This is a genomic window from Microbacterium sp. M3 (assembly GCF_033548675.1).
Lineage (GTDB): Bacteria > Actinomycetota > Actinomycetes > Actinomycetales > Microbacteriaceae > Microbacterium > Microbacterium arthrosphaerae.
The window spans coordinates 246,312-264,341 of the sequence record NZ_JAWTZT010000005.1 but is presented as its reverse complement, the minus strand read 5'-3'; the positions used below and the strand labels follow the sequence as shown (position 1 = coordinate 264,341).

Below are 18,030 nucleotides of genomic sequence, written 5' to 3'. Positions count from 1 at the left end.
GATCGACTCTTGATACGCGATTATCGATTAGTGTAACGTCGCGCACGTTCCCTCTCGCGTCCGCCGCCGGCGTGCGCGCGGCGGACCACCCCACGCAGGCGACCGCGACGTCGCGGTCACTCACGAAAGGGCTGGAACATCGCGATGAAGCGATTCTTGTCAGTACTCGCGCTGGTCGGCACGCTGGTCGCCGCCACCGCGACCGCCGCGCACGCCGCGCCCGACCCGGCCGCTCCCGCCGAGATCTTCGTCGCCCCCGACGGCGACGACGGCGCGAGCGGTGCCATCGACGCTCCCCTGCGCACGCTCGAGGGGGCCCGCGACGCCATCCGCGCCCTCAAGGCGTCGGACGGACTCCCGGCGGGCGGCGTCACCGTCTCGCTGCGCGAGGGCAGCTACCCCCGCACCGAGGCCTTCGAGCTCGGCGCGGACGACTCCGGCACCGCCGAGTCGCCCATCACCTACCGCTCCTACCCCGGCGAGACCGTCACACTGACCGGCGGCATCCCGCTCGACTCCGGCGCCTTCGAGCCCGTCGCCGACGAGGCGGTGCTGAGCCGGATCGTCGACCAGTCGGCGCGCAGCAAGGTCGTCGCCATCGACCTGGCCGCCGCCGGCATCACCGACTACGGCCAGCTCAGCCGCCACGGCTACTGGAAGGCCAACGACGTCAGCACGGTGCCGCCGATGGAGCTCTACATCGGCGGCGAGGGCATGACGCTCGCGCGCTGGCCCAACGACGGCGCGACCGTCCAGATGGACGAGATCATCGACGTCGGCCCCACCCGCAAGGACGCCGACCTGCAGGAGCGCGGCGGCACGTTCAGCTACAACTACGACCGGCCCCAGTACTGGACCGAGGCCGACGACGTGTGGCTCGACGGCATCTTCGGGTACAGCTGGGAGTGGTCGTACAACAAGATCGCCGCGATCGACACCGAGGCGAAGACCATCACGCTCCGCTACGGCGAGATGTCGGGCCTCATGAAGACCTGGTTCGAGGACTTCCACTTCGCCGAGAACCTGCTCGAAGAGCTGGACGCGCCCGGCGAGTACTACATCGACCGCGAGAGCGGACAGCTCTACCTCATGCCCAACCAGGCGTTCCTGGGCGGCGCGCAGGCGACCGTCACGATGCTCGGCGAACCTATGCTCCGCACCGACGGCACCTCGCACGTGTCGTTCGAGGAGCTCGTCCTCGAGTACGGACGCGCGAACGCGGCGGTGATCCTGGGCGGCAGCCACGTCAGCATCGAGCGCAGCGAAATCCGCAACTTCGCCGACGGCGGCGTGCTCATCAACTCGCCGGGCCGGTACACCTACGACGGCATCCCGGTGAACCGCGGCGGACGCGACCACGCGGTGATCGACTCGCACCTTCGTCACATCGGCGGCGTGCCGGTGGTGCTGCAGGGCGGTGACAAGACGACGCTCGAGCCCGGCCGCAACCGCGTGGAGAACTCGCACATCCACGACTTCGCGTACTACCACAAGGCCTACAACCCGGGCATCATGTTCGACGGCGTCGGCAACATCGGCCGCAACAACGAGATCCACGACGCCCCGCACCCGGGCATCATCGTGCACGGCAACGACCATCTCATCGAGCGCAACGACATCTACGACGTCTGCAAGACGTTCCAGGACCTCGGCGCGATCTACATGAACGCCGGCGCCACGCCGCAGCAGCGCGGCACCGTGATCCGGCAGAACTACTTCCACGACACCGGCATCGGGCGCCTGGGAGTGGAGGGCATCTACCCCGACAACCTCACGATGGGCCTCACCATCGAGGAGAACGTCTTCTACCGGATGGGCAACGCCGCGATCAAGAGCGGATCGGGCGACCACATCACCACCCGCAACAACGTGTTCGTCGACGCCCACGTGCCGTACGACAACTACGAGATGTGGATGGGCGACCAGCCCGGCAACACGGTCGACACGTCGTACATGCCGGGCTGGATCGAGCTGTTCGAGCAGAACAACGGCTTCGTCGACACGCCGTACGGCGAGAAGTACCCCGAGCTGCTGACGTTCTTCGACGAGAACCACTACTTCCCCGCGAACAACGTGTTCGAGAAGAACGTGACGTGGAACCCGACGCTCACCCGCTCGGGCCAGGTCAACGAGCACGGCGCCCGCGATGTGAAGAACCTGATGAACTACGCCGACAACTGGGTCACGGGTGAAGACCCGGGCTTCGTCGACTGGCAGGCGGGCGACTTCCGCCTCCGCGAGGACGCCGCCGTGTTCAGCCGGATCCCCGGTTTCGCCGCGATCCCGTTCGACCAGATCGGCCCGCAGGGCAAGATCGGCGTGCCGCACGGGCCCGACTCGGTGGCGCTGGAGAGCGTGCACCTGCCCGCCGACCAGCTCACCGTCGACCTCGGCAAGACGGCGAGCCTGCGCGCCGAGGTGGTCCCCTGGAACGCCTCGAACCCGGCGGTCGACTACGCGTCGAGCGACCCGGCCATCGCCACCGTGGATGCCTCGGGCCTCCTGACCGCGCTGATGCCCGGCGAGATCACCGTCACCGTCACCTCGAAGGCGGACCCGGCCATCAGCGACCAGATGGTCGTCGTCGTGGCCGACGGCGACGGCGTCATGCACGCGACCGACTTCGAGACGGGCGCGAACGGCTGGCCGGTCGACCCCAACCGCGCGATCGTGGAGGACGCCGACGGCGAGCACTGGTACCGGATCAAGGGCGGCGCGAACTCGCAGCTGCCCCGCAACTTCACGGACTACGTGCTCGACTTCCAGGTGCGCACGCCCGCGGTCGTGCCCGAGGGCGGGATCATGCTCGTCTACGACCGCACCGGCACGAACCCCGGCGGCCACGTGCGGTACCGCCACGCCGAGGCCGGCTCGACGTGGACGATCTACGGCGCCCAGTGGCAGATCCTCAAGGAGGTGAAGCTGCCCGCCGGCGCCGGGCTCGCGCCCGACACGGTGTACGACGTGCGCATGGTCGTCAAGGGCTCGGGCGTGCAGGTGACCGTCGACGGCGAGACGGTGATCGAGGGACCCAACCCCTCGCCCACCGCATCGGGCAAGGTCGGGTTCTACGTGGAGAAGTTCACGGCGCTCGACTTCGACGACGTCACCTTCTCGATCGTGCCGACCGCCGTCACCGGGATCGACGTCTCGCCCGACCAGGCGACGCTCGAGCCGGGCGAGCGTCTCACGCTCGACCTCTCGGTGACGCCGTCCGACGCGACCAACCCGCGCGTCGAGTGGACCTCCGACGCGCCGGAGGTCGCGACCGTCGACGAGACGGGGCGTGTGACCGCGCTCGCCGCGGGCACGGCGACCATCACGGCGACCTCGCTCGCGGATGCCTCGATCACGGCCACCTCGACGGTCGAGGTGCAGGGAGCCGAGCACCCGGTCATCGATGTCGTCACCCCGCTGCTCGACCCCGCGGGATGGCCGGTCTCGGACGCCGTCGACTTCGACGAGGGCAGCCTGCGGATCGACGCCGAGGGCGTGTACGGCTACAGCGCCGAGACGTTCGGCAGCGGCCTGCTGCGGTTCCGCGCGGCCGTGGACGCCTTCGACGGCGGCTGGTACGGCTTCGCCGTACGATCCGATCGCGCGGGCGACCCGACGTGGGTGAACGGGAACAAGGGGTACCTGGTGGTGATCAAGGAGGACACGATCGAATTCCAGAGCTGGAAGCCCCAGCAGACGATGCTCGATGTCATCCCCAACACCGTCATCCGGGCCGGCGAGGAGCACGAGCTGGAGTTCGGCGCCGTCGAGGTCGACGCCGGAACCCGCCTCGTCCTGCGCGTCGACGGCGAGACGGTCTGGAGCCACCTCGACGCGGGGGCATCCAACCCGATCGCCGACGAGGGGTACCTGAACGTGTACCACTACGTCGAGCAGAACGCGCTGCGGCTGCAGCCGGCGGTGCTCGACGACGGTGCGACGGCCGCCCCGGGCAAGGGCAGCCTGTCGAACACGAGCGGGTGGGAGTACGGCCTGCACGACGGGAACTACGACGTGGTGATGAACCTGTGGTGGGGAACGCCGGGCAGCCTGTTCCGCCTCTACGAGAACGGCGCGCTCGTGGCCACGAAGGTCCTGACGGCCACCGACGGGATGTCGCAGACCACCGGCGTGAGCTTCACGGGCAAGCCGAACGGCACGTACGTGTACACCGGCGAGCTGGTGAACTCGAAGGGCACGACGGCGACCACGTCGACGACCGTGAAGGTCGTCCACGCCGCGCCCGGAACGCCCAAGGTGTCGCACGACAACCGCGATCGCGACGGCGCCTTCACGGCGACGGCCGACCTGTGGTGGGGCACCAACGCGACGTCCTACCGGTTCGAGCTCGACGGCGTCGTCGTCGGCTCGGGCGAGCTGGTGGCGGCGACGCCCGGCGCCCAGCACGCGTCGGTCGAACTGACCGGCGTGGCGCCGGGCGACCACACCCTGGTCGCGGTGTTCGCCAACGCCAACGGCGAGACGGCGTCCAAGCCGGTGAAGGTCACCGTGAAGTAGCCGATCTGCAGAGGGGAGGGCGCCGCCGCGTCCTCCCCTCTGCGCCTGCCTAGGATGGCGCCAGACCGCGAAGGAGCGACACCGACATGACCACACCCGCACCCGCATCCACCCTCGTCTTCGTCGGCGACTCGATCACCGACGCCGGTCGCGACCGCGGCGACGCCGGCTCGCTCGGCGACGGGTTCGTCAGCCTCGTCGCAGACGAGCTCGGCCGGGGCGAGGCATCCGTCCGTGTCGTCAACGTGGGCATCGCCGGCAACCGCGCCGTCGACCTCGCGGGGCGGTGGGAGCAGGATGTCGCGCCGCACGGTGCCGACGTGCTGACGATCTTCGTCGGGGTCAACGACATGTGGCGGCGCTTCGACCAGGACGACCCGACGAGCGCCGAGGCCTTCGAGGCGACCTACCGGTCGCTGATCGCCGACTCCGGCGGCGCCGGCGCGCTGATCCTGATGGAGCCGTTCTTCCTTCCGGTGCGGGCGGAGCAGCGGGCATGGCTCGACGACCTCGATCCCAAGCGGGACGTGGTGCGCCGGATCGCGGCGGAGGCGAACGCGGCGCTGGTGCCGCTGCACGACCTCATGTCGGCGGCCGCGGACCGGGAGGGCGTGGCGGCGATCGCGCCGGACGGCGTGCACCCCACCGCGCGCGGATCTCGCGTCATCGCCGACGCCTGGCTGGCCGCGTACGACTCGCTCGCGCGAAGGGATTAACGATTGTCGATTATGAAGTACCCTGGGCAGATGACCGACCCGCTCACCTCGTTCACCGGGCTCAAGCGCGGTCTGCTCTCCGATCAGATCTACGACCTCATCAAGGCGATGATCAAAGACACCACGCTGGCTCCGGGTGAGCAGCTGGTGGAATCGCAGCTCGCGCGCCGCCTGCAGGTCAGTCAAGCGCCCGTGCGCGACGCGCTCAAGCGTCTGTCGCACGAGGGCCTGGTCACCCACATCCGCCACCAGGGCAACTTCGTCGCCAGCTACACGCCCGAAGAGGCGGAGCAGGCGAAGATCGCGCGCGCGGCCCTCGAGGAGCTCGCCGGCGCCCTCGCGTGGCGCCGCCTCGACGACGAGACCCAGGCCTACCTGGTCGCGCTCATCGACGGCATGCACGCCGCGGCCGCCGAGCGCGATCTGACCGAGTTCCGCGAGCTCGACTTCACCTTCCACCGCGCCGTCATCGAGGCGAGCGGCAACGCCTACCTCCCGCGCATGTGGGACATCATCGAGCCGAGCCTGCGCTCGCTGCACGTGCTGGGCGACCCGGAGTTCTCGGGCGACTGGCACGAGGTCGCCGAGTGGCACCGGAGCCTCCTCGACCACCTCTCGGGCGACGATCGCGACGCCTGCGCGCGGCTCTTCCGCGCTCACGCGGCGGGCACGCTCCTCGACGACGCGGACGGCGGGGCCTCCGCCGGCGCTCAGTCCGAGGGTGCGACCGCGTAGCAGCCGTTCGCCGTGCCGGCCCAGAACGCCTGCGACTCATCCGCGCCGAGTGCGGGCAGGGCGGCGGCCGTGCGCTCGAGCACCTCGCCGTAGCCCGCGAAGCGCGCGCTGACCGGCCAGTCGCTGCCGAACATCAGGCGCTCGGGCCCGAGCACCTCGAACGCGTGGGCCAGCGCGGTGCGCACGCGCGCGTCGTCGCCGTTGCCGCCCCGGACCAGCCCCGAGACCTTCGCCCGGGCGTTGGGCTGCCGCGCGAAGGCGGCGAGAACCGCACGCCATTCGGCGTCGGGCGCTTCGCCGTTCAGCGCGAGGTGGCACACCACGACGGCGAGGGCGGGATGCCGCGCCGCGAGGTCGGCGGCGGCCGGCAGCTGTTCGGAGCGGATGAGCAGCTCGAGCACGCGGCCGCTCGCGCCGAGGCCGCGGGCGAGCGACTCCAGCCCCGGGACGTCGCCGAAGTCGGGAGCGCCCGTGGGGGTGGCGAGACGGATGCCGCCCACCCGGGCACGGATGTGGCCGGCCTCGGCGCGGATGTCGCCGGCCTCGGTGCGGTCGATGACGGGCTGCGCCATGCCCGCCCAGGCGGCGGCATCCGTCCTCGCGTCGTACTGCAGGACGACGGCGCCGAGGAACGGCGACGCCGCCGCGGTGCCGGCGAGCCATTCCGCCTCCTCGGCCGTGTCGGCCGCCTGCACGGCGATGGCCCGCGCGACCCGCGACGGCGCCATGCGGGTGACGGCGAGCAGATCGTCGAGGAGCGCCGCGCGAGGGAGGCCGAGGTCGGGACGCCACCACGACAGGGGGACCGCGTCGACGTCCCACAGATGGACGTGGGCGTCGACGACGGCCAGGCTCACGCCCGCTCCAGCTCGTCCCACAGCGCGTCGGGAATCGGGGCGGCGGCGCCGTCGACGAAGTCGTCCACCTCGGCGGGCGTGCGCGCCCCGATCACGACGGCTTCGACCGGCGGACGGCGCAGGGGGAAGCGGGCGGCCGCGTGACGCAGCGCGACGCCGTGCGCGGCGCACGCGGCGTCGAGGCGGCGTGCGCGCTCGACGAGCTCGGTCGCGGCCGGCTTGTAGTCGAAGTACGGCGCACCCTCGGGGTCGGCGAGGATGCCCGAGTTGAAGACGCCCGCGGCGATGATCCCGACGCCGTGTGCGCGTGCCGCGGGCAGCAGATCGGCCTCGGCGGTGCGGTCGAGCAGCGTCGTGCGGCCCGCGATCATCACGACGTCGACGGGCGCTTCGCGCACGAAGCGCGCGAGCGGCTCGTTCCACACCATCCCCACGCCGATCGCGCGCACGACGCCCTGGTCGCGCAGCTCGACGAGGGCGGGGATCGCGGTGCGCAGCGCTTCCTCGACGTCTTCCGGGTCGTGCAGGTGCAGCAGGTCGATGCGGTCGGTGCCGAGCCGCGCGAGGCTCCCCTCGAGGCTGCGCAGCACGCCGTCGCGTGACAGGTCGCCGACGGTGCCCGTGCCCACGTCGCCGACGGCCACGTCGCGGCCGTCGGCGTCGACGATGCGGCGGCCCACCTTGGTCGCGATGGCGACGGAGTCCCGCGGCACCCCCGCAAGCGCCCGCCCGAGCCGCTGCTCGCTCGCGCCGGCGCCGTAGTGCGGGGCGGTGTCGACGAAGCGGATGCCGCGATCCAGCGCCCGCTCGACGGTCGCGACGGCGTCGGCCTCGGCGACGGCGGTGTACAGGTTGCCGATCGGCGCGCAGCCGAGGCCCAGCGTGCCGGAGGCGCCGGGCGTCGGGGTCAGCGGGCGAAGGCCCGGGCGGAACGCCACGATTCGTACTCCTCGCGGGTGTCGGGCGTCAGGGGGTAGTAGTCGCTGAGGCGCGCGCCCTCGTCGAGGCGGTGACGGCTGAAGACCTCCCACTCCTCGTGGTCGCGGGCCGAGTCGACGACCTCGCCGGCCATGGCCTGCGGGATGATCACGGGGCCGTCGTCGTCGGCGACGACGAGGTCGCCCGGCAGGCACAGCGCGCCGCCGACGGCCACCGGCACGTCGTAGGCCCAGGGGAACAGCTCGGACTGCGAGGCGTAGTGGGGCGTCACGCCCGTGGACCACACCGGCAGCCCGAGGTCGCGGATGCGGCCGGAGTCGCGGATGCGGCCGTCGACGACGATGCCGACACCGCCCTTGCGCTGGAAGTAGCGGGCGAGGATGTCGCCGATGCAGCCCGAGAACTGGCTGCCGTACGCCTGGATGACCAGGACGTCGCCGGGCTGCACCGTCTCCATGACGGCCCACAGCGCGGTGTGGCGCTCGACGTACTCCTGGCCGAGCCCCGAGGCGAGGTCTTCGCGCTGCGGCATGAACTGCAGCGTGATCGCCGAGCCGACGATGCGCTGACCCGGCTGCAGCGGACGAGGGCCTTCCACGAACGACCGGGTGACCCCGAGCCCGTGCAGCTTGGCGCAGGCGGTCGCCGACGAGACGCGGTCGAGCCCGGTGATCGCGTCGAGGCTCGCGCGCTCGAAGGGCTCGCCGCGCACCGGCAGGCGCAGCGACGGCCGGGGCAGCGGGGTGGTGATGTCGGTCATGTGGTCCTCCTCGTGAGGGTCGTCCGATCGGCGGCGGGCGCGGGGATCACCCGGCCGCTCCGATCGAGGCGTCGGCGGCGGCGCCGACGTGGCGGGGCCGCCCCGCGGCGGGGGCGGTGATGAGTGTGAGCGTGGCGCGGTGCGACGGCGGCAGCTCGACGAGCACGTCGGCCGCGTCGAGGTGCGCCGTCTCGGTGACCGGGCTGCCGGCGGCGGACACGTAGGCCGTGGAGCGCCCGGGCCAGTCGCCGTCGCGCTCACCGCTCGAGACCACGGCCGCCAGCCGCTGCTGCCCGAAGCGGGAGGGCCGCACGCGCACCCGGCGCACGCCGGTCGACGACAGGTTCACCAGCTCGAGCTCGATGCGGTCGCCGTCGAGTCCGGTGACGAGGGCGGCGACATCCGGCGGCAGACCGGGGCGCCGGCGGTCGGCGTCTTCGTAGGCCACCGCCGCGAACGGGAGGCCGCCGTTGTAGAGCACCTGCGGCGTGCCGGTGATCAGCTGGCCGAGCACCTCGGTGACGACCGGGTTCACGCGCTGCCAGAAGTGCAGGTGGACGGTCGCGGGGTCGAGCACCTCGGTCTGCATGACCGCCAGGCGGCGGGCCACCTGGCCGAGCGCCATCGAGAGGGCGCGCACCGGGTAGTCGTCGAGCTCGCCCTCGAGGAAGGCGAGCCAGGGCGCTTCGTGCCCGGCCTCGACCTTGTCGCGGAACGGCTTCACCGGCTCGTCGGTGCCGGGGAGGCCGTCGACCGCCCGGCGCAGCCGGGCGCGGTCGGCGGGGTCGCGAGTCCACCACCAGAGCCACGTGGGCAGCTCCATCGGCACGGGGCCGTAGTCGAACCAGCCGTGACGGCCGAACCGGTACGGCACCAGCAGCATCGGCTTGTCGGCATCCGCTCCCAGTCGCGCCATGGCCCCGCCCCGCAGGCTGAAGGGCGTCTCGGCCACGGAGGCGACGACGCCCTGCTCCATCACCGTGTCGAGCATGGTGCGCGTGAGGTCGAGGGCGCCGTCGTCGCCCGAGACCAGGGCGGCGTTGAGGCCGCCGATCAGCGTGCTCATGCCCACCGAGTGCAGGCCGTGCGGCCACGTCCAGCCGTAGTGGCCGCCGTGCCAGCGGCCCTCGTGCAGCCCGCCGACGGTGCCGTCGGGGGCGACGTTGTCGGGGAGCAGGCCGCCGTTGGCGGCGGCGCGCTCGCGCCAGCCGTCGACGTAGCGTGTCACCCACTGCGCCGAGGCGGCGTCGCCGTCGTACAGCCACCGGTTTGCCGCAAGGCTCGTCGCGGCGAGGTTCACCGGCACGTCGCCCGCCGCGAGCAGCTGCATGGCTCTGCCCATCGCCTCGGCGCCGGCGGGATCCTCGAGGTCCTCCCAGTGCTCGACGCCGGGGACGTACTCCAGCGGCAGGCCGTACGGCCGCATCTCGCCCTGCCCCGCGGAGTACGCCTGCCACTCCGGCCCGAGACCGGGGAGCGGGCCGCGCGCTCCGGTGTGCGGGGCGCGGATGATGTTGCGCTCGGGGTCCCAGTTGCCGTGGGCCGGGTCGGTGTAGAGCTCGGCGAACCGGCGGGCGCGCTCGGCGAAGGCCTCGTCGGCGGGGTCGGCGGCGCACAGCCCGTAGAAGAAGAGGAGCGACTCGCCCTGGTGGAACCAGTCGTAGCCGTTCTCGTACTCGTCGGTGAGCATGCCGGCCTCGGTGAGCTGGCGGGTCACGCCCTCCCAGTGGTGCTTCGCGCGATCGAGGATCTCGTCGCTGCCGCCGAGGGAGTAGAACGCGGGCCAGTTGAAGAACGGCTCGTAGAGGTCGTCGACCCCGTCGCGGGAGTCGAAGCCACCGGCGCCGCGGATGCGGCCGTCGGGCTCGCAGTACTGATCCGAGAACGCCCGCCAGGCCGTCTCGATCTCGTCGAACAGGCGTCGCTCCAGCACCGCCCAGGCGGGCACCTCGCGGAGCGGGGTGGTGAGGATCCGGGGTTCCGGCACGGGTCAGCCCTTCGTGGCGCCGGCGACGAGGCCGCCGATGATGTGGCGCTGCATGATGATGAAGAAGATCACGGCCGGCGCGATGGCGAGGAGGAGGGTGGGGAACACGGTGGTGTAGTCGGTCGAGAACTCGCCGACCGCCGCGTACACGCCGGTGGTCACGGTGTAGATGCCCGAGCTCGGGCCGAGGATCACCTGCGGGCTGACGAAGTCGTTCCAGACGCCGATCGAGTTGAGCACGATGACCGTGGCGACGATCGGCCGCATGATCGGGAAGACGCACGACCAGAACGCGCGGATGCGTCCGGCGCCGTCGAGCGCCGCCGCCTCGTCGATGTCGCGCGGAACGGTGCGCAGGTACGCGGCGAACAGGAAGATCGTCACCGGCAGCGTCGCGGCCGTCTCGAAGAGGATGAATCCGGGGATCGTGTTGATCAGCCCGAGCAGCCGGAGCACGAACACGACGGGGATGAGTGTCACCTGGCCCGGGATGAACAGCCCCGAGACGAACAGCAGCAGCAGCGCGAGATGCCACTTCGACCGCCCGCGGGCGATGACGTAGGCGACGGGGGCGGCCAGCGCGATGCAGAAGAGGTTGACCAGCGCGACGAACAGCAGCGTGATGCCGTAGGCGCCGATGACGTTGAACTTCTCGCTCGTGATCGCCTGCATCAGGTAGTCCAGCGTGAACATCTCGGGACTGATGGCGAGCGGATGCCGGAGGATGTCCTCCTGCGACTTGAAGGCGCTGATCACCATGATGTACAGCGGCACGAGCATCACGAGGGCCCCGGCGCCGAGGAGCACCCACTTCACGGTGGCGGCGAGGGCCGAGGTGCGCATGCTCTGCGGGCCGGTGCGGGCGCCGCGTCGACGGCGGCGCCGGCTGCCGCCGACCTCGCGCGGGTCGGCCAGCATCAACTCGGCGGCGGGGTTGACCGAGGTCTGCGTCGTGAGGGTCATCAGTCGGTCACCTTCTTCTCGGCGCCGCGGCGGGCGAGTGTCACGGACAGGCCGAGCACGGCCGTCACGATGAGGAGGATCACCGACTGGGCGGCGCCGAAGCCGAGGTTCGCCTGCGCGAACGAGTCCTTCAGCACCTGGTAGACGATGGTCTGCGTCGAGCCGGCCGGGCCGCCGTCGGTGAGGGCCAGCACGATGTCGTAGGTCTTGAGCAGGCCGACCAGCGTGAGGACGAGGTTCACGGTCAGCACCGGCGCGATGAGCGGCAGGGTGACGCTGCGGAACTGCTGCCAGCGGGTGGCCCCGTCGACGGTCGCCGCCTCGTAGTACTCGGCGGGCACCGACTTGATGCCGGCGAGGAAGAGGATCATGTTGAAGCCGAAGTGCGACCACACGATGGTGAGGATGACGCTTGCCTTGGCGAACGTGACGTCCGTGAGGAACGGCAGAGCGGGGATGCCGACCTGGGCGAGGAGGCTGTTCACGACGCCCTGCGGGGCGAGCATCGCCGACCACAGGAAGCCGATGATCAGCGCGCTGATGATGTACGGGTAGAAGAACACCGTGCGCATCAGGGTGTTCGGCCGGCCGGGACCGGCGATGAGCACCGCCGCCGCCAGCCCGATGGCGTTGCACAGCACGGTGCCGATGAGGGCAACGACGAACGTGAAGATCGCGGCATTGACCGTGCGCGGGTTCTGGAACGCGTGGAGGTAGTTCTCGAACCCGATGAAGTTCAGGTTGACGCTGTAGCCGTTCCAGTCGGTCAGGCTGAGCACGAACGCGAGGATCATCGGCACGATGAACATCGCGAGGAAGACGGCCACCGCCGGCGCCGCCATGAGGAAGCCGGGGATGCGGCGCTGCCAGGTCGCGAGGGTGCGGGAGCGGGGTGCGGCCGAGCGCGTGCGCGAGGCGCGGATCGCGGTGTCTGCCATCGTCGGTGGACCTCCGGTGAGTGGTGCCCGGGGCGCGGCGTCGCGCGTCGCGCCCCGGGTGGTGTGAGGACGGATCAGCCGGCGTTGGCTGCGAACCAGCCGTCCATGGCCTGCAGCACGGCGTCCGCCGGGGTGCCGCCGAGCAGCGCCTGCGTCTGGGCGTTGAGCTCGGTGGAGTAGCCGTTGGGCACGGTGCGCTCACCATAGCCCTGGCCGGTCGGCGTGTAGTCGGCCGCCGGCGTGTCGGCGACGATCGCCAGCAGCTCGTCGCCGAGCGGCGTGGTCTCGTACGCGTAGCCGTCCCGGAAGTTGCCGTCGACCTCGAGCTGGGCGACCACTGCGTCCTGGTCGGTCACGAGGAACTCCACGAGCTTCGCGGCGGCGTCCTGGTGCTCCGACGACTTCATGATCGAGTAGGGGCTCGCGATGTTCGCGCCCATGGCGGGGTTGTCGACGCCCTCGACCGCGGGGCCGCGGAACACGCCGATCTCGGGGGCGTCCGGGGTCTTGGCCTCGGTGCCGGCGAACCAGCTGCCCATCGGGTACAGCGCGGTGTTGCCCGCGAGGAAGTTCTGCTCGGCGTCGGGGTACTTCACGCCGAGCGCGTCGGCGTTGAGGTAGCCCTCGGCGACCCAGTCCGCGTAGCGCTCGACGGTGTCGCCGTACGTCTCGCTGAAGGTCAGGTCGCCGTCGGTCATGCCGGCGAACCAGTCCGGGTACTCCGCAATGATGCTGGGCAGGCCGAGCGTCTGCAGCGCGTGGCTCGACATCCAGTCGCCGCCGGTCTGGATCGGCGTCCAGCCGGCCTCCTTGAGCTTCGCGAGCGCCTCGTCGAGCTCTTCGACCGTGGCCGGCGGCTCGGTGATCCCGGCCTCCTCGAACGCCTGCTTGTTGTAGAACCACAGGCTCTGCAGCTGCACGCCGATCCCGGCCATGTAGATCTTGTCGTCGATCGAGTACTGATCGGCCAGCGGCGCCTCGGCCGCCCACTCGTACTCCGTCAGGTCGACGAGCTCGGGAGCGAGCTCCACCGACGGCGGCAGCGACTGCACGATGTCGGGAACGTCGCCGGCGGCCAGCAGGCGCGGGACCGCGGCCGCGACGCCCTCGGCGCCGGGGTTCTGGATCACCACGTCGATGTCGGGGTTTGCCTCCTCGAACGGGGCGACGAGCTCGTTCCAGAACTCCTCGGTCAGGTTCGGGGTGACGTTCACCAGCATGCGCAGCTCGGTCGTGCCGTCCGCTTCCCCGCCGGCCGGCGTAGAGCATCCCGCCAGCGCGACTGCCGTGACGGCGACCGCCCCCAGAGCGGTGATGGTACGTCTGTTGATCATCGTCGATCCTCTCGTGTGCACGACCCTTGTGTCTGCAGCACGAAGATACACTAATCGATAATCGCTTGCATAGAACTTTCTCGCCACCCCCTCCGGGCCGGCGAGCCCTGGAGGGACGGATGCCGCAGCCCGCGGCATCCGTCCCCTTCTCGTCGAGATCGCACCATCTCGGCGAGCGAGCACGACGTCGGCGCCCGGAGCGTGGCGGCTCGGCGACATCGCACCATCTCGACGCGAGGGCGGCGCCCCTCGCCTCATCGTGCGGCGAGCACGTCCACGATCGCCTGCGCCGTCGCCACGCTCGACTGCGGGTTCTGTCCGCTCACCAGCGTGCCGTCCGAGACCACGGTGACAGACCACGGCGCCCCGGGCTCGATGAGCGCGCCGAGCTCGCGCAGCCGGGATTCGACCAGGTAGGGCGAGCCCTCCCCCAGGCCGCCCTGGCGCTCCTCCTCATCGCTGAACACCGTGAGGCGGCGGCCGCTGAAGGCGAACGACCCGTCCTCGCGCACCGCGCTCAGGAGTCCGGCCGGGCCGTGGCACAGCACACCGATGACCGCCTCTCGGTCGACGGCGTCGACGAGCAGACGGCCGAGGTCGGCGTCGGCCGCCAGGTCCACCATCGGGCCGTGCCCGCCCGGCAGCACGATGGCGTCGTACTCGCCCTCGGCGACGTCCGCCAGCGCACGCGAGTGCGCCAGCAGTGCGTCGATCTCGGCCAGGTAGGCGCGCAAGCTCTCCTCCGCGTCGCCGGTGAGGCTGCCGGGGTCGACCGGCGGCCGCGCGCCACCGGGGGTCGCGAGGTCGACGCCGTGTCCGGCGGCGACCAGTCCGCGGTGCAGCTCGACGAGCTCCTCGGCCCAGAAACCGGTGGGGTGAGCGGTGCCGTCGCCGAGCGTGATCGCGTCGGCCGCCGTGACGACCATGAGTACGTGTGCCATGTCTCCTCCTTGTCACGGCCCCGTCTGAGCCGCCGTGGTGTCGAACGAGCCGACCATCGGCGACATTTCATATGCTGAGCTGAGGCCATAGATTTCTTGATGGACGGATGTCGCATGCCCGACCTCGATCTGCTCCGCACCTTCGTCGAGGTGCACCGCGCCGGGTCGATCTCGGCCGCCGCGACGCGCCTCGGCGTCAGCCAGCCGTCGGTCAGCGAGCGCCTCGCGCGGCTCGAGGCCGATCTCGGCGCCGTGCTGTTCGTCCGCTCGTCCCGCGGCGCCGCGCCCACACCCGCCGGTGACGCGCTCGCCGCCCGCGTCACCGGCCCGATCGCGCAGTTGCACGACGTGTGGGCGACGCCCGACCCGGGCCCGCCGCAGGCCGTCCGCATCGGAGGTGCGAGCGACGTGATCGCCGCCCGCGTCGTGCCGGCCCTGGCGCCGCTGACGAGACAGGGCCTGCGTCTCGATTTCGCCCTGGGTCTCGCCGACGACCTTCTCACGCGGCTCGCCGACGGCGACCTCGACGTGGTGGTGTCGTCCGTGCGGACGCCGCGGCGCGGCATCCGCTATCGAGGGCTCGTCGATGAGGAGTTCGTGCTCGTCGGTGCGCCGGCGCTCGCCCGCACCATCGACAGGGAGCGCGCGGCGGAGGCACCGGCCGCCGCGCTGCAGCACCTGCCGCTCGTCGCCTACGACGCCGACCTCTCGATCGTGCGGCGCTACTGGCGCAGCCAGTTCGGGCATCGGCCCGCAAACGCGGTCGCCATGGTCGTGCCCGATCTGCGGGCGGTGCTGGCGGCGGTCGTCGCGGGGGTGGGGGTGTCGGCGCTGCCGCGCTACCTCGCCGAGCCCGCGATCCTCTCCGGGGCGGTCGAGGTGCTGCACCGACCCGACGAGGCGCCGATCAACACGCTGCACCTGGCGATCCGGGCGGGGGAGCCGGTGGGGCCGGCGCCGACGCGGGTGATCGAGCTGCTCGCGGAGCGCGCCCGGGACTGGGACGTCTTCTGATCCGGCCGCAGACGCGGCGATGCCCCGGACCACTGCGGGTCCGGGGCATCGCTCTGCAGATCAGCGGTCGTCGGTGAAGGCGTCCTTCACGTCGTCGCCGGCCTTCTTGAGGTTGGCGCCGACCTGGTCGGCCTTGCCCTCGGCCTCGAGACGCTCGTTGTCGGTCGCGTCGCCGATGCCCTCCTTCACCTTGCCCTTCATGTCTTCCATGTTGTGCTTGATGTCATCGCCCATGCCCATCGGCATCTCCTTTCATCGTGTGGATAGAGGTCTCAGACCCGGCTGTCGCCGAGGCCGACGCGGTCGACCCTGCGGTGGTACCGCATGCCGGCCATGCCGCCGAGGATCGCGGCGATGAGGGTGATCACCGCTGCGCCGATCGCGGTCAGGATGCCGGTCAGCGTCGCCGTGTCGGCGGTGACCGGGATGCGGGGGAAGATGTCGACGTTCGCCAGGATGTCCCACTGGCTGCCCGCGATCGCCGTGATCACGGCGACGATGACGGCGATCACGATCGCCCACAGCCAGACGGCGAATCCCTGCTTGGCACCGCTGAAGCGGGCCATGCGCCCGGCGACGTAGCCGCCGGCGAAGTACGCGACGAACAGCACGATGGCGATGGCGATCGCGCCGATGATGGTCGCCGCGCCCATGTTGTCGGTGGCCGCCTCGGCGGCGTCCTCGACGACCTCCGGGGTGGCGAGTCCGGTCGCCGCGCCGATCGCGGCGACGACCGCGGTGAGGGCCACGAGCGCGCCGAGCGCGGTGAGCCATCCGAAGAAGGCGGAGCCGAACTTGAAGCCGCCGAACCTCTCGTGCTCGCGCTCGACGACCGCGTCGCGGAGGGACGCCTCACGGCGGTCGGGGACGCCGTCGGCATCGCGGTCGCCGGCGGGTCCGGCGCTGCGGGGCGGCGCCGCCCGGTACGGGTCGCGGCTGTCATCGGTGCTCATACGGCGACGGTAGGCGCAGCCGGGGTCGCGGTTCAGCCGGTTGCCATCGCGGCGAGAACGGCGTAACCTCCGCCGACCCGGGGTGGGTCGCCAGGGGCCCGGGAGGCGGTCGCGGCTGCGGAATGGCCCGGCGACGACGCGAGGGCGGGCAGGCGCTGCGAGGGGAGCAGAATGGCGATATGGATGCCGCCGCCTCGCTTCCGCGGACCGAGATGCCCGCCCCGAGCTACGTGATGACCGCAGAGGGGTATCAGATCGCGACGTACGCGTGGGGAGAGCCCGACGCCGAGCCGGTGCTCTGCGTCCACGGCTTCGCGTCGAGCTGCCGCGACAACTGGGTCGAGACGGGCTGGGTGCGGATGCTCACGTCCGCGGGATACCGCGTGATCGGCGTCGACCAGCGCGGGCACGGCGCCAGCGACAAGCCGCAGGACGCCCGTGCCTACTCGATGTCGGCGTTCGTCGGCGATCTCATCGCGGTCCTCGACACCTACCTCCTCGACGCCGTGCGCTACGTCGGGTACTCGCTGGGCGCGCGCGTCGGCTGGCAGCTGGCGGTCGACGCCCCCGAGCACGTCGGGCGCGCCGTGCTCGGCGGCATCCCCGACGGCCGCCCGCTCGGTCGCCTCCGCATCGAGCAGGCGCGGGCGTATGCCGAGGAGGGCATACCGGTCGAAGACCCGGTGACGCAGAACTACGTGCGGCTGGCCGAGCGCGTGCACACGAACGATCTGCGGGCCCTGATCGCGCTCGCGGAGGGCATGCGGTTCGGTGACGCCGACCCGGATCCGCAGCGGCCGCCCACGCAGCCGGTGCTGTTCGCGACCGGCTCGGAGGACGCGATCCTCGAGCGCTCGCGCACCCTCGCGTCCACCGCGCCCGCCGGCACGTTCGTCGAAATCCCCGGACGACATCACTTCAACACGCCGGGCTCACGCGTCTTCCGCGACCTCGCGCGGGACTTCCTCGCGGACGGGAGCCCGGCATGACCCACCGGATCCGCGTGGTCTACTGCACGCAGTGCGCGTGGATGCTCCGCGCGGCATGGATCGCCCAGGAGCTGCTCACCACGTTCCAGGACGAGCTCATGGGCGGTGGCGCGACGCTCGAGCCCGGCACCGGCGGCATCTTCGAGGTCTACGCCGACGACGAGCTGGTGTGGTCGCGAGCGGCCGATGGCGGTTTCCCCGACATCGTCGCCCTGAAGCGACGGGTGCGCGATCGCATCGCGCCCGGCCGCGCACTGGGTCACGCCGACCGCGTGGCCCGCGCGGCCCCGCCCGCCGGTTCCTGATCCCCCGGGGCTGGGGACACGACCTCTCCGCGGGAATCCGGCAACCACGAAGTCGGAGCTCGCCCGCCGATCGGATCACTCCGG

Annotated in this window: 16 protein-coding genes; 6 read left to right on the top strand and 10 right to left on the bottom strand. The window is 71.5% G+C overall.

Translation table 11 applies throughout. The features are described from left to right. Positions 1–144 precede the first annotated feature (144 nt). The 3 genes from R8Z57_RS15700 to R8Z57_RS15690 all read left to right on the top strand — a co-directional run bounded on the left by R8Z57_RS15700 (position 145) and on the right by R8Z57_RS15690 (position 5,966). A complete protein-coding gene (locus R8Z57_RS15700; RefSeq protein ID WP_318354717.1) occupies positions 145–4,515 on the top strand; it encodes an Ig-like domain-containing protein in 4,371 nt (1,456 codons plus the stop codon). 86 nt (positions 4,516–4,601) lie between these two features. Then, entirely contained in the window at positions 4,602–5,231 is a 630-nt protein-coding gene (locus tag R8Z57_RS15695) for an SGNH/GDSL hydrolase family protein (protein WP_318354716.1), read from the top strand. Between the two features lie 30 nt (positions 5,232–5,261). Then, positions 5,262–5,966 (top strand): GntR family transcriptional regulator, encoded by a 705-nt coding sequence (locus R8Z57_RS15690; RefSeq protein WP_318354715.1) that lies wholly within the window; start codon positions 5,262–5,264, stop codon positions 5,964–5,966. Here R8Z57_RS15690 and R8Z57_RS15685 read toward each other — a convergent pair. The 8 genes from R8Z57_RS15685 to R8Z57_RS15650 form a co-directional block, all read right to left on the bottom strand. After that, positions 5,942–6,823 carry an amidohydrolase family protein gene (locus tag R8Z57_RS15685; RefSeq protein ID WP_318354714.1) on the bottom strand — a complete coding sequence of 294 codons (882 nt, stop codon included), beginning with the start codon at positions 6,821–6,823 and terminating at the stop codon, positions 5,942–5,944. The genes R8Z57_RS15690 and R8Z57_RS15685 overlap by 25 nt on opposite strands. Beyond that, positions 6,820–7,761, bottom strand: coding sequence for an aldo/keto reductase (locus R8Z57_RS15680; protein ID WP_318354713.1), 942 nt, complete (start codon positions 7,759–7,761; stop codon positions 6,820–6,822). Before R8Z57_RS15680 ends, R8Z57_RS15685 begins: the two co-directional genes overlap by 4 nt. After that, complete coding sequence (locus tag R8Z57_RS15675; RefSeq protein WP_318354712.1) at positions 7,731–8,522, bottom strand: ribonuclease activity regulator RraA; 792 nt, start codon at positions 8,520–8,522, stop codon at positions 7,731–7,733. The genes R8Z57_RS15680 and R8Z57_RS15675 overlap by 31 nt, the downstream gene beginning before the upstream one ends. A 46-nt stretch (positions 8,523–8,568) precedes the next feature. Beyond that, positions 8,569–10,509: a hypothetical protein gene (locus tag R8Z57_RS15670; protein WP_318354711.1), complete on the bottom strand. Its 1,941-nt coding sequence runs from the start codon at positions 10,507–10,509 to the stop codon at positions 8,569–8,571. Between the two features lie 3 nt (positions 10,510–10,512). Continuing rightward, positions 10,513–11,472 (bottom strand): carbohydrate ABC transporter permease, encoded by a 960-nt coding sequence (locus R8Z57_RS15665; protein WP_318354710.1) that lies wholly within the window; start codon positions 11,470–11,472, stop codon positions 10,513–10,515. Then, positions 11,472–12,410, bottom strand: a complete 939-nt coding sequence (locus R8Z57_RS15660; RefSeq protein WP_318354709.1) for a sugar ABC transporter permease — start codon at positions 12,408–12,410, stop codon at positions 11,472–11,474. The genes R8Z57_RS15665 and R8Z57_RS15660 overlap by 1 nt, the downstream gene beginning before the upstream one ends. Before the next feature lie 74 nt (positions 12,411–12,484). Then, the gene (locus R8Z57_RS15655) at positions 12,485–13,744 is read right to left on the bottom strand and encodes an ABC transporter substrate-binding protein (RefSeq protein ID WP_318354708.1); all 1,260 of its coding nucleotides are present in this window, start codon (positions 13,742–13,744) and stop codon (positions 12,485–12,487) included. A 254-nt stretch (positions 13,745–13,998) separates the two neighbouring features. Further along, entirely contained in the window at positions 13,999–14,685 is a 687-nt protein-coding gene (locus R8Z57_RS15650; protein WP_318354707.1) for a type 1 glutamine amidotransferase domain-containing protein, read from the bottom strand. 114 nt (positions 14,686–14,799) lie between these two features. Between R8Z57_RS15650 and R8Z57_RS15645 the strand changes: the two genes are divergently transcribed. Next, a complete protein-coding gene (locus R8Z57_RS15645; RefSeq protein WP_318354706.1) occupies positions 14,800–15,699 on the top strand; it encodes a LysR family transcriptional regulator in 900 nt (299 codons plus the stop codon). Positions 15,700–15,759: 60 nt separating this feature from the next. On the opposite strand, the gene R8Z57_RS15640 is transcribed toward R8Z57_RS15645, so the two are convergent. Together R8Z57_RS15640 and R8Z57_RS15635 are read right to left on the bottom strand one after the other, a co-directional pair. Beyond that, the gene (locus tag R8Z57_RS15640) at positions 15,760–15,939 is read right to left on the bottom strand and encodes a CsbD family protein (protein WP_318354705.1); all 180 of its coding nucleotides are present in this window, start codon (positions 15,937–15,939) and stop codon (positions 15,760–15,762) included. A 32-nt stretch (positions 15,940–15,971) separates the two neighbouring features. Beyond that, positions 15,972–16,652, bottom strand: coding sequence for a hypothetical protein (locus R8Z57_RS15635; protein ID WP_318354704.1), 681 nt, complete (start codon positions 16,650–16,652; stop codon positions 15,972–15,974). 179 nt (positions 16,653–16,831) lie between these two features. Between R8Z57_RS15635 and R8Z57_RS15630 the strand changes: the two genes are divergently transcribed. Both R8Z57_RS15630 and R8Z57_RS15625 read left to right on the top strand, forming a co-directional pair. Continuing rightward, complete coding sequence (locus R8Z57_RS15630; protein ID WP_318354703.1) at positions 16,832–17,641, top strand: alpha/beta hydrolase; 810 nt, start codon at positions 16,832–16,834, stop codon at positions 17,639–17,641. Then, positions 17,638–17,946: a SelT/SelW/SelH family protein gene (locus tag R8Z57_RS15625; RefSeq protein ID WP_318354702.1), complete on the top strand. Its 309-nt coding sequence runs from the start codon at positions 17,638–17,640 to the stop codon at positions 17,944–17,946. Before R8Z57_RS15630 ends, R8Z57_RS15625 begins: the two co-directional genes overlap by 4 nt. The last annotated feature ends 84 nt before the right edge of the window (positions 17,947–18,030 follow it).